This is a genomic window from Mycobacterium arosiense ATCC BAA-1401 = DSM 45069 (genome assembly GCF_002086125.1).
In the GTDB taxonomy this organism is placed as follows: domain Bacteria; phylum Actinomycetota; class Actinomycetes; order Mycobacteriales; family Mycobacteriaceae; genus Mycobacterium; species Mycobacterium arosiense.
In genome coordinates this window covers 31269-44184 of the sequence record NZ_MVHG01000003.1, presented here as the reverse complement: position 1 = coordinate 44184, position 12916 = coordinate 31269, and the positions used below count along the sequence as shown (strand labels likewise).

The window sequence follows — 12916 nt, the reverse complement described above, 5'->3', positions numbered from 1 at the left end:
GTGTAGGCGGTGCCGCGCACGCCCGCGACGGGGATCACCCAAAGGGTTTATCTTGGTCTCGCCGCCAGGGTGGTCGTGGTCGTTGGAACCGAGGAGGACGAAGTTTTGCGCATCGGGAAGATTACGATCGGCGCACTCGGCGATTGGAAGCTGACCCCCGGGTCCGTCATTTCGTGGCACCCGACGGCCGCGGCGACCGACAAGGTCCGTCAGGCGCCGGTCAGCTCCGTGCCGGTCAGCTACATGCAGACCCAACATCTTCGCAATTACTGTGAACGGACCGCCGCAGGGCTGAGTTTTTCCCGCCAGATCATCGCTACCTGCGAAGTGCCCGGCAAGTGCGACGTCCCTGCAATGAATTACGCCGTCAACGCGTATCTGCGTCGGCACGATACGTTCCGCAGCTGGTTCGAGCCCACCGGCGACGGAGAGTTCATCAGGCACACCATCAGCGATTCCGGCGCTATCGAATTCGCGCCGATCGAGCACGGCGAGATGACGGTCGACGAAATACACGCTCACGTCGTGGCCATTCCGAATCCGCTGGAGTGGGGCTGCTTCAGCTTCGGGATCGTGCAAAACGAAAACCACTTCACGTTCTTTGCCGCCATGGATCATGTGCACGGCGACGCGACGTTGATCGGCACCACGATGATGGAGGCCAACGGCATGTACACGGCGTTGAGCGGCGGCGGTGAGGCCCTCGCTCTTCCCGATGCCGGCAGCTTCGATGACTTCTGCACGCGGGAACGGGAGTACACGTCAACGCTGACCGCTGATTCCCCCGAGGTGCGCGCGTGGATCGACTTCGCCGAAAACAACGATGGTGGCTTTCCCGAGTTCCCGCTCCCGCTGGGTGACCCGCAGGACTCGAGCAGCAGCGACATGACCTCGGAACTCCTGATGGACGCGGCACAGACGGAGCGGTTCGAATCGGCCTGCGCGGCGGTCGGCGCGCGCTTCGTTGGTGGCCTGTTCGCCTGCCTCGCCTTGGTGGAGCACGAATTCACGGGTGCCCTCACGTATCACGGGCTCACCCCCCGGGACTCCCGCAAAGCCACCGACAATTTCATGACGCAGGGCTGGTTCACCGGTTTGATCCCTATCACCGTGCCCATAGCCGCGGCCTCGTTCGGTGATGCCGCGTGCGCGGCGCAAGCGTCCTTCGATTCGAATCTGGGCATGGCGAAAGTTCCTTATTACCGCGTGTTGGAATTGGCGCCGTGGTTGCGCTGGCCGCAACCGAACTTTCCGGTGTCGAATTTCTTTCATGGCGGCGCCGCTCCGCTCAATGCCGTTCTCGCCGCGGCCGACCTGGGGCTTGCGAACAACATCGGCATTTATCCCGACGGCCGATATTCATATCAGCTGACCATTTACGTATTCCGGCATGGGGAAGGCACGTTCATGGCGATCATGCATCCGGACAACCCGGTCGCCCGGAAATCGGTTGTCCGCTACCTGGAAGCCATGAAGTCGGTCTGCGTGCGGGTCGCCGGCAGCGGGAGCTGGGGACGCGTCGCGTAGCGTGGAGCACTTCGATGGCTCGTGAGGCGGATTTTCGTGGTTTGACCGGGCTCGGCCGAGCGCGGCCGAGAGTCGCCGGCGGGCACACCCGACTGCGCCGACCGGGGATGAGGGCGAGATGCGACGGCTAGCCGATTTCGTGGTGCGGTGGCCCTGGGCCGTGGTGGGGATCTGGATCGCGATTGCGGTCGCGCTGCCTCTGACTTTTCCATCGCTGGGCGAGATGGCCGAGAAGCATCCGCTTGCCATCCTGCCCGGCGATGCACCATCGAGCGTGACCTCTCGAAAGATGACCGAAGCGTTTCACGAATCGGGCTCAGAGAACCTGCTGTTGGTGGTGTTGACCGACGACAAGGGGCTCGGCCCGGCCGACGAAGCCGCTTACGGCAAGCTGGTGGACGCGCTGCGCCACGACACGCGAGATGTGCTGATGCTGCAGGATTTTGCCAGCACGCCGGCGTTGCGCTCCGTCGTTACCAGCAAGGATCACAAGGCGTGGGTGCTGCCGGTCGGCGTCGCCGGTGAGCTGGGCACCCCCCGCTCGTACGCCGCGTTCAACCGCATCGGCGACATCGTCAAGGGGACGCTCGCCGGCACACCGCTGACGGCACACCTCACCGGTCCCGCGGCGACAGTCGCCGACCTCACGGCCGCCGGCGCCCGGGATCGGATGCCGATCGAGCTGGCGATCGCGGTGATGGTTCTCATCGTCCTACTGGTGATCTACCGCAGCGCGGTCACCATGCTGCTGCCGTTGCTGACGATCGGGATATCGCTGGTGATCGCCCAGGCGGTGGTAGCGGGCTACTCCCAACTGACCGCCTCGGGCGTCTCGAACCAGTCCGTCGTGTTCTTGAGCGCCATAATGGCCGGAGCCGGAACCGATTACGCGGTCTTTCTGATCAGCCGCTATCACGACTACCTGCGGTCGGGCGCGACCTCCGATCAGGCGGTCAAACGCGCCATGTTCTCGATCGGCAAGGTGATCGCCGCATCGGCCGCCACCGTCGGAGTCACTTTTCTGCTGATCAGCTTCGCCCGAATGGGCGTGTTCAAAACGGTTGGGGCGTCGTCGGCGATCGGGATCGGCGTGGCATTCCTCGCCGCGTTGACGTTGCTGCCGGCAGTCCTGGTGCTCGCGGGGCGGCGTGGCTTGGTCAAGCCACGGCGCGAGCTGACCGCCCGATTCTGGCGACGTTCGGGCATCCGCATCGTGCGAAGACCGAAGGTCAACCTGGTTGCCAGCGTGCTGGTGTTGATCATCCTGGCCAGCTGCGCCGGCCTGGTGCGTTACAACTACGACGATCGCAAGGCGCTGCGACCTCGGGCCCCAAGCTCTATCGGGTACGCCGCGCTGGATCGTCACTTCCCGGTGAATCAATCGATCCCGCAGTACATCCTGGTCCAATCTCCGCACGATCTCCGCACGCCGAAGGCGCTCGCAGACTTGGAGCAAATGGCGGACCGGGTCGGTCAATTGCCGAACGTTGCTGCCGTCAGCGGCATTACGCGCCCCACCGGGCATGTGCCAGAACAATTCAGGGCCACCTATCAAGCCGGCGCTATCGGCACCCTGCTGGCCGGCGGGTCCACCCTGATCAAGGACCGCACCAATGACCTCAATCGACTGGTAGACGGGGCCGGGACGTTGGCCGACAACCTCGGCAACATGCGGGGCCAGGTCATCCAGCTCGCCGCCGGCGTCCAGGAGCTGGCGAATGCCTTCTCGTCGACGAAGAACCAGTACAGCGGCGACGCGTTGGTGAAAGAGGTCGATCTCGCCGCCCAGCTCGTGGACCATGTCAACGCGCTCAGCAACGCCATGGGCTGGAACTTCTCGGCGGCCAAGAACATGTTCGCCTGGATCGGCCCGGTCCTGGGGGCGCTGCAGGGCAACCCCCGATGCGACGCCGACCCCTCGTGCAGCGCCACCCGCGGGACATTCGAGCAACTCGTCGGTTCGCGCGATCAAGCAGACCTCGACGCGATCAACGACTTGGCCCACCAACTGCAGGAGTATCCGGACAAGCGGGCGCTGAAAGCGTCGGCGGACCGGCTGCGCGCCGCATTGGCAAAGCTCACCAACGTGCTGCATTCGCTGGGGATGGACAAACCCGGTGGCCTGCAGTCGAACCTGAACACCCTGCAAGACGGCGCAAACCGTTTCGCCGGTGGCAGCCGCCAGATCGCCGACGCGGTGGCTCAGGTCGTCGACCAGGTCAAGCAGCTCGGTAGCGGGCTCAATGAATCGGCGGCGTTTCTGTTGTCGCTGAAACGCGATGCCGCGCAACCGGCCATGGCCGGATTCAATATCCCGCCCCAGCTACTGCACCTGGCGGAGTTCCAGAAGGCGGCCAAGGCATTCATCTCGCCGGACGGACACTCGGTGCGATACCTGGTCCAGACCAAACTCAGTCCGTTCAGCACCGAAGCCATGGATCAGGTCAACGCGATCGAAGCGGTCGCCCGGGGGGCCCAGCCGAACACCGCGCTGGCTGACGCGACGGTGTCGATGGCCGGCTACACGGTCGCCCTCAAGGACACCCGCGACTATTACCAGCACGACATCCGGTTTATCATCGTCGTAACACTCCTGGTCGTCCTGGTGACCCTGATCGCGCTGCTGCGTGCGATCGTTGCCCCGTTGTATCTCGTTGCCTCCGTGGTCATTTCGTATTTGTCGGCGGTGGGAATCGGGGTACTCGTAGTTCAATACCTGCTCGGCCAGCAACTGCATTGGAGCGTGCCGCCGCTGGCATTCGTGGTGTTGGTCGCGGTGGGGGCCGACTACAACATGCTGCTCGTCTCGCGGATGCGGGAGGAGTCGCCGCACAGCATGCGTTACGGCATCATCCGAACCCTGGGTTCGACGGGCGGCGTGATCACCGCGGCGGGCCTGATCTTTGCCGCCTCCATGTGCGGTCTTCTGTTCTCCAGCATCAGCACCGTGGTCCAGGGCGGTTTCGTGATCGGGGTGGGAATTTTGCTGGACACCTTCCTGGTACGCACCATCACGGTTCCCGCGATCGCCGCGCTGGTCGGACGGGCGAATTGGTGGCCATCCCGAGCGGGTGCGCCGGAGTGCGCGCGGCGGCCGGCGTTGCGGTTATCGGGGGGACGCGCCGAGTCGCAGCCGAGTTAGCACCCGCACCGGATGTGTGTGAGACTACGAAGCGGATCGAGCGGTAGGAGTAGCGATGAAGAAACTGCTCGCAGGGGTTACGGCGCTGGTAACCGTAGCTGCCACAGGGTGTTTCGGCGTCAATACCGCGACGGCTGACGACGCGCCGATCGGCGGTCCGCCGACCCCTGGGGCTCCGGGCGACCAGACGGCGTTTGCCCTCGGCGGCGCTCACGTCCTGGGCATCCCCTACGACGAGTACATCCGTCAAGAAGGCGCCCAGTGGTTCCCCGGCCAAAAGCGTGAAATCGTGCGCTACCCGGCGGGGCAGGTCCAGGGCCACGTCTTGGAGCGACTGTTCCCGGGCATCGGCGAGGCCGGCGAAAAGCTGTTGCCAGGCCTGGGTCTGGATGGGCCCAGCGTTGGCGAATCGGTCGCCGAGGGAATCGACAACCTCGATGCGGCGATCAAGACGGGTCGGCCCGGCACGGCGATCGGGTTATCCGAGGGCGGGTTCGTGGTCGACGGCGAGCAGGCCCGGCTGGCGAATGACCCGACCGCTCCCCCGCCGGACAAACTGAACTTCGCCACGTTCGGCGACCCGATCGGGCATCACGCCTTCGGCCAGAGTTTCCTGACCGCGATGTTCGGAGTCGGCAGCGTCGTTCCAGCCCTCGACTACACCATGCCACCGCAGTACGAGAGCCAGTACGACACAAACCGATTCGTGGCCGCGTACGACTCGATCGCGGACTTTCCCGACCGGCCGGACAACTTGTTCGCGCTCGCCAACACGCTGCTAGGCCTCGCCACGGGTCACACCGCGGTGGCCTTCACCAACCCGAGCATGGTGCCCCCGCAGAACATCAGGACGACCATCAATTCCAGGGGCGCCAAGGACACCACGATCATGGTCCCCGAAAAGCACCTTCCGCTCGTCATGCCGCTGGCCTACTTGGGAATCCCGGAAGACACCCTGAACAAGCTCGATGCCATCCTGATTCCCCGGGTGAATGCGGGCTACTCGCGAAACGACGACCCCGCGACGGCTCCGGTCCAGGTGGACCCAGTGCACGGCTTCGACCCGGCGGAAGTCACCGCGCCGGCCAACCAGGCAACCTTCGGCGGCGGCGCCGACCCTCTTTCCCAAATACTCAGCGGCGCCACATCGGTGCTGTCGAAGGCCACCGGCTAGACGACGCGCCTATGTCTGGATCATCGATTCTCGCCATGCTGCACGGCCGTGCCAGCCTGCGGCCCGACGATGTGGCGTACACATTCACCGATTACCAGGACGACGCCGACGGTGTTCGCCAGAGCCTCACGTGGTCGCAAATGTCCCGCCGGACCTTCAACGTGGCGGGCGAGCTCGGCCAGCACGGGGCGGCCGGCGACAGGGCGGTGATCCTGGCGCCGCAGGGCCTCGACTACATCGCGGCGTTCCTGGGTTCGATGCAGGCCGGGCTCATCGCGGTTCCGCTGCCGCTGCCGCATCGGGGCTCGAGCGATGAGCGGGTCAGCGCCGTCCTTGCCGATACGTCACCTTCGGTCGTGCTCACGACGTCCGCGGTCGCCGAAGATGTCGCCGAGTATGTCGATCGGGCCCGCATGGACGACCTCCCGAAGATCGTCGAAATCGATTCGATGAATCTGGACGCCGATCGCGGAACATCCAGTCCCGCAGCCGACGTGCCGGAGATCGCGTATCTGCAATACAGCTCCGGCTCGACCCGAACCCCGACCGGTGTAATGATCTCGCACCGCAATCTGCAGGTGAATTTCGAGCAGCTGATGCGCAGCTTTTTCACCGACTCCCACACCAAAGCCCCGTCGGACACCACGATCGTCTCGTGGCTGCCCTTCTACCATGACATGGGTTTGGTGCTCGGCGTCTGCGCGCCGATCCTGGGCGGCTGGCGGGGCGAGCTGATGAGTCCCGTCGCGTTCTTGGAACGACCCGCCAGATGGATGCAATCCCTGGCCGCGAATACCTCTTCGTGGTCGGCGGCCCCCAACTTCGCCTTCGACCTGGCGGCCCGCAAAACGAGTGACCGTGATCTGGCCGGACTCGACTTCGGCGGTGTGCTGGGCATCATCAGCGGTGCCGAACGCGTCGAGCCGGCCACCCTGAGCCGCTTCGTGGATCGGTTTGCCCACTTCGACTTTCGCGACGACATGATGCGCCCGTCGTACGGCTTGGCGGAGGCAACCGTCTTCGTGGCCAGTGGCACCTGGACTGACTCGTCGGCGGTTCACTTCGATATCGACGAGCTGGCCGCGGGCCGCGCTCAGCCGTGCGCGGCCGGGACCGGCTCGTCGCTGGTGAGGTACGAACTGCCGCACTCCCCGGCATTGCGAATCGTCGACGGCGACACCCACCGCGAGTGCCCGCCGGGGGTGGTGGGCGAGATCTGGGTACGCGGCGACAACGTGGCCGAGGGCTACTGGCGCAAGCCGCCGACAGAACAGCACTGCTTCGGCGCGACGCTCGTCGACCCGTCACCGGGTACGCCGCCTGGGTCTTGGCTGAAGACCGGGGACTCAGGTTTCGTTTACGGGGGCGGGCTGTTCATCGTCGGCCGTATCAAGGATCTGCTGATAATCCGGGGACGGAATCACTATCCCGAGGACATCGAGGCGACGGTCCAAGAGATCACCGGTGGTCGGGTCGCGGCGATATCGGTTCCGGTGAACAGTACCGAGAAGCTCGTCACCGTCATCGAGTTCAAGAAGCGAGGCGGTTCCACCGAGGAGGCGATGCGCTCGTTGACCTGCGTGAAACGCGACGTGACCTCGGCGATTTCCAATGCGCACGGCGTCAATGTGGAAGACCTGGTGCTGGTACCGCCCGGCTCGATTCCCACCACCACCAGCGGCAAGATCCGGCGCGCCGCCTGTGTCGAGCGGTACCGCCGGCAGCAATTCGCCCGGTTAGACGCCTGAGCCGGGGCCACGGGCGCGCTCCACGATGCCGATGTTGGTGACCGTCCTGGTGATGGCCCTCGCCGTCAGTGTCGAACCGTTCCGAGTCGGTATGACCGTGCTCATGCTGAACAGGCCCAGACCGGCGCTGCAACTGCTCGCGTTTCTGTCCGGCGGTTTCGCCATGGGAACGGCCGTGGGCTTGATCGTGTTGTTCGCCTTCCGACGAATCATGCGGGGCTCGAACTACTTGGCCCTGCCCAAGGTGCAGATTCTGGTCGGCCTGCTGGCGCTGACGGTCGCGGCGATCGTGGCCGCGAATCTCCCCGCGCGGTTGGGTGCGCGGCCGACAGGATTGGCGTCGCCGGTCCAACGATTGCTGAGCCGGCATTCGCTGACGGTGGCCGGCATCGCCGGTCTGGGCATCGCGTTGCCGTCGGTCGACTATCTTGCCGCGCTGGCCGTCATTCTGGCCTCCGGGGCGACCGCCCTGACGCAAGTCGCAGTCCTGTTGATGTTCAACGCCGTGGCATTCGCCCTGATAGAGATTCCGCTGCTGGCCCATTTGCTGGCACCGAGGGCAACCGCCGCATGGGTGGCGGCGCTGCACGACTGGATTCGTTCGCGTCGGCGCGTCGACGTGGCGCTCCTACTGGCCGCGGCCGGCTGCGCTTTCCTCGCGGTCGGCGCCGCCGGCCTTTGACCCTTCGGCCAACGGCGCACCGCCGCTGAGGCGATAATGAGTCCGATTCGCACCGGCAAAGGAGCCACGATGAGCAAGGCAAGCGCCGACCGTTCCCTGCGGGTGATCCAATGGACGACCGGCAACATCGGCCGGCGTTCGCTGCACTCCATCATCGCGCGAGAAGACCTGGAACTGGCCGGCGTATACGCGCACGGCGCCGACAAGGTCGGTGTCGACGCCGCCGACCTGGCGGGCTGGCCGAAACCGACCGGGGTGCGGGCGACCAACGACATCGATGCGCTGCTGGCCCTGGGCGCCGACGCGTGTTGCTATAACCCGTTGTGGCCTAACATCGATGAACTGGTGCGGCTGCTGGAATCGGGCGTCAACGTGTGCACCAGCGCCGCGTGGATCACCGGTGGGAAGCAGACACCGCGGGACCGCAAACGTATCGAAGATGCGTGTCAGAAAGGCAACTCGACGATCTTCGGCAGCGGCGCGCACCCGGGCATGACGAACATGGTGGGTATGGTGCTGTCCGCGTCGTGCGAGCGCGTCGACGAGATTCGGATCACCGAGTCGGTGGACTGCTCGACCTACGAATCGGCGGAAACCCAGACGGCCATGGGCTTTTCGCAGGATCCCGATACCCCCGGGTTGGCCGAAAACGTCCGGCGCGAAAGCGAGGTGTTCGCGGAATCGGCGGCGATGATGGCCGACGCGATCGGGGCAAAGCTGGACAAGATGACCTTCGACGTCACCTTCACCGCGGCCACCGACGACTCCGATCTTGGTTTCATGAAGATTCCCGCCGGAACGGTCGGCGGCGTCTACGGCTACCACCGAGGTTGGGTCGGCGATCGCAACGTCGTCAGCGTCGGGTTCAACTGGACCATGGGCAGTCACGTCGTCCCGCCCAAGCCCCTCGACCACGGTCACGTCATCCAGGTGTTCGGGCTGCCCAACATGCGGACCGTGTTGCACTGCCTGCCGCCCAAGGACTGGACGGAGCCCGGGTTCATGGGACTGGGGATGATCTATACCGCCATGCCGGTTACCAACGCCGTCCCCGCGGTGGTGGCCGCCGAGCCGGGAATCGTGACGCTGGCGGATTTGCCCCCGATCACCGGTCGGCTGGGCCATTAGCGGGTATGCCGTTCGCCACAAGTGGCCGCCCCCGGGAGGAACGCTTGCGTGCACTAAGGTTAGTATCCCTAACTGAGCAAATGTTCCGTTGACATCGGTGTCGTCGGCGACGGTTGGTGAGCTTTGCGGAAGGCGGTCAGGTGGTGGCTAGGCCAGACTCGGGTACCCGCCCCGGCCTCGGCAGCCGCGTGCTGAAACGAGTGTGGATCCCGCTGGTGCTGGTCGTCGTTCTGTCGACCTCCGCGCTCATCGTGTCGCGGCTGCACAAGATCTTCGGCTCGGAAGACCTCAACGCGAACGCCGGCAAGGGGATCGAAATCGTGCAGTTCAACCCGAAGGTCGTCGTGTACGAGATCTCCGGCGCGCCCGGCACGACGGCGAACATCAATTACTGGGACGAGAACGCCAACACGCACCAGGTCAACAACGCCCCCCTGCCGTGGTCCACCACGATCTCGACCACGCTGCCCTCGGTGAGCGCCAACATCATGGCGCAGAGCGACGGCGGCACGATTGCATGCAAGATCACCGTGGACGGCGTCGTCCGCGACAACCAGAATTCCGCCGGCCATAACGCCCAGACCTTCTGCCTGGTGAAATCCGCATGAGCAACGTGAACAGTCAGACCGAGCGCGACCTGAGCGCGGCCGACACCGGCCCGATCACCACCCGGGGCTTATCGAAGGCCGCGCGCGGCCACCGGCCCTACCTTCCCCATGCGATCCGCATCTTCGCGATTCCCATCATCTTGGGCTGGGTGGCCGTCACCGTGTTGGTGAACGTCATCGTCCCCACTTTGGAAAAAGTCGGCGAGGCGCACTCGGCGCCGATGACACCGCTGGACGCCCCGTCGATGAAGGCGATGATGCGGCTGGGTCATAACTTCCACGAGTTCGACTCGAACAGCACCGTCATGGTCGTCCTGGAGGGCCAGCACCCCCTGGGCCCGGATGCACATCAGTACTACGACAAGCTGATTCGGCAGCTCCGCCAGGACCCCAAGCACATCCAGCACATTCAGGACTTTTGGGGTGACCGGCTCACCGCCGCAGGCGCGCAGAGCGCCGACGCCAAAGCCGCCTACGTGCAAATCAACCTCGCCGGCAACCAGGGCACCACGCAGGCGAACAACTCCGTGGATGCCGTCCACAAGGTGATCGACGAGAACAAGGCGCCGCCCGGCGTGAAGGCCTACGTCACCGGGCCCGCGGCGCTGTCCGACGACATGCACATCATCGGCAACGCCAGCCTGGCCAAGATCACGCTATTCACCCTGGGCGCCATCGCGATCATGCTGTTGCTGGTCTACCGGTCCATCGTCACCACGCTCGTTCAGCTCTTCATGACCTTAGTGGCGCTGGCGTGCGCGCGCGGTGTCGTCGCGGTTCTGGCCTACCACAACGCATTCGGCCTCACCACCTTCGCCGCCAACATCCTCACCATGCTGGCGATCGCCGCCGCAACCGACTACGGCATCTTCCTGATCGGCCGTTATCAAGAGGCGTTGGCCGCCGGCGAGGACCGAGAAGCCGCGTACTACACCACGTTCAAGGGCGTCGCCCCGGTGGTGTTGGGGTCGGGCCTGACCATCGCGGGCGCGACGTATTGCCTGAGTTTTTCGCGGCTGCCGTGGTTCAACACCATGGGCGCGCCCGTGGCGATCGGCATGCTGGTCGTGGTGCTCGCCGGTATCACGCTGGGCCCCGCGGTGGTCTTCGTCGGCAGTCGCTTCCACCTGTTCGAAAGGCAGGCCAAGCGCGGTCGGCTGTGGCGCCGGGTGGGCACCGCGGTAGTCCGTTGGCCCGCACCGGTTTTGGCCGTCAGCGCCGCGGTCGTGCTGGTCGGCATGATCGCCCTGCCGAGCTTCCACACCAGCTACAACGACCGCCATTACCTGCCGCTGTCAGCCCCGTCCAATCAGGGGCAAGAGGCCGCGAATCGGCATTTCTCCGAGGCACGGATGAACCCCGACCTGTTGATGATCGAGTCCGACCATGACATGCGCAACCCGGCCGACATGCTGGTTCTGGACCGGGTGGCCAAGAACGAGATGCGCACGCTGGGCATCGCCATGGTCCAGGACATCACCCGGCCGCTGGGCATTCCGATCCAGCACAGCTCGATTCCGTTCCAGAACAGCGTCCAAAGCCAGACGACGATGCAGAACATGAGCTTTCTCAAGGAGCGCATGAACGACATCCTCAGGATGGCAGATGACCTGCAGACCCAGATCGAAACTACGCAACGCCAATACGAGGTATCGCTGGACCTGGCCAACGCCGCCGACGACAGCGCCAGGACCACGGCGGTGACGTCGCAGATCACCGACACGCTGCGCGACCACATCGCGGATTTCGACGACACCTTCCGGCCGATACGCTCGTACATGTACTGGGAGAAGCACTGCTACGACATCCCCGTGTGCATCGGGCTGCGGTCGCTGTTCGACACGTTCGACGGGTTCGACCAACTGGCCGAGCAATTCCACTATTTGACGGCCGACATCGAACACACCGCCAGAGCCACCCACGACCTCAACGCGCTGTTCCCAACGCTGATCACCACGCTGAAGACCACCAGGGGCATCACGCTGACGCTCTACCAGACCTTCAAGGCGATGATCGATCAGATGGAGGCGATGAGCAACACCGCCATCGTGATGGGGCAGAGCTTCGACAACTCCAAGAACGACGACTTCTTCTACCTCCCGCCGGAGGCCTTCGACAACCCCGATTTCCAGACTGGCCTTCGGATGTTCCTGTCGCCGGACGGCAAGTCGGCGCGGTTCTTCATCACCCACCAGGGCGATCCGATGACGCCGGAAGGCATCGCGCGGGTGGACGCCGAACGCACCGCCGCGCAGGAGGGGTTGAAGCAGTCCTCGCTGTCGGACGCCCGGGTGTATCTGGGCGGAACCGCCGCGACGTTCAAGGACATGGCCGACGGCGAGAAATACGACCTGATGATCGCCGTGGTGTCGGCCTTAACGCTGATCTTCATGATCATGTTGTTGCTGACCCGCAGCGTGGTTGCCGCGCTGGTGATCGTCGGCACGGCGGCCAGTTCGATCGCGGCGTCATTCGGTCTGTCGGTGTTGATTTGGCAGGATCTGTTCGGCATCAGGATCCACTGGATCGTGTTGGCGCTGTCGGTCATCATCCTGCTGGCAGTGGGATCGGACTACAACCTGCTGCTCGTTTCCCGGTTCCGCGAAGAGATCCATGGCGGGCTCAAGACGGGGATCATCCGGTCGATGGCCGGCACCGGTGGTGTGGTGACGGCGGCCGGTCTGGTGTTCGCCTTCACCATGGCCTCTATGCTGGGCAGCGATCTGCGCGTGCTCGGCCAGTTCGGGTCGACCGTGTGCATCGGTCTGCTGCTCGACACGCTGGTGGTGCGCACGCTGCTGATGCCCTCGATCGCCACCCTGCTCGGACGCTGGTTCTGGTGGCCGCGGGTTGTGCACCCGCGCGGTGACAACGCGCGACGGCCGGTGCCCGCGAGGGCCTGATTGC

The 12916-nt window shown here is 64.8% G+C and carries 8 protein-coding genes; all 8 read left to right on the top strand.

The features are described 5' to 3' along the window. Positions 1 to 105 precede the first annotated feature (105 nt). The 8 genes from BST14_RS01995 to BST14_RS01960 all read left to right on the top strand — a co-directional run bounded on the left by BST14_RS01995 (position 106) and on the right by BST14_RS01960 (position 12912). Complete coding sequence (locus BST14_RS01995) at positions 106 to 1527, top strand: condensation domain-containing protein (RefSeq protein ID WP_083063017.1); 1422 nt, start codon at positions 106 to 108, stop codon at positions 1525 to 1527. Between the two features lie 118 nt (positions 1528 to 1645). Next, positions 1646 to 4669 carry an MMPL/RND family transporter gene (locus tag BST14_RS01990; RefSeq protein WP_083062927.1) on the top strand — a complete coding sequence of 1008 codons (3024 nt, stop codon included), beginning with the start codon at positions 1646 to 1648 and terminating at the stop codon, positions 4667 to 4669. A gap of 55 nt (positions 4670 to 4724) precedes the next feature. Next, a complete protein-coding gene (pe, locus tag BST14_RS01985; protein ID WP_083062926.1) occupies positions 4725 to 5843 on the top strand; it encodes an acyltransferase PE in 1119 nt (372 codons plus the stop codon). Between the two features lie 11 nt (positions 5844 to 5854). Next, positions 5855 to 7591 carry an AMP-binding protein gene (locus BST14_RS01980; protein ID WP_083062925.1) on the top strand — a complete coding sequence of 579 codons (1737 nt, stop codon included), beginning with the start codon at positions 5855 to 5857 and terminating at the stop codon, positions 7589 to 7591. 31 nt (positions 7592 to 7622) lie between these two features. Beyond that, complete coding sequence (locus BST14_RS01975) at positions 7623 to 8273, top strand: GAP family protein (RefSeq protein WP_083063016.1); 651 nt, start codon at positions 7623 to 7625, stop codon at positions 8271 to 8273. 69 nt (positions 8274 to 8342) lie between these two features. Next, positions 8343 to 9401, top strand: coding sequence for an NAD(P)H-dependent amine dehydrogenase family protein (locus tag BST14_RS01970; RefSeq protein WP_083063015.1), 1059 nt, complete (start codon positions 8343 to 8345; stop codon positions 9399 to 9401). 140 nt (positions 9402 to 9541) lie between these two features. After that, complete coding sequence (locus tag BST14_RS01965) at positions 9542 to 10009, top strand: MmpS family transport accessory protein (RefSeq protein ID WP_211280639.1); 468 nt, start codon at positions 9542 to 9544, stop codon at positions 10007 to 10009. Further along, on the top strand, positions 10006 to 12912 hold the full coding sequence (locus BST14_RS01960; RefSeq protein WP_083062923.1) for an MMPL/RND family transporter: 2907 nt from the start codon (positions 10006 to 10008) through the stop codon (positions 12910 to 12912). Before BST14_RS01965 ends, BST14_RS01960 begins: the two co-directional genes overlap by 4 nt. The last annotated feature ends 4 nt before the right edge of the window (positions 12913 to 12916 follow it).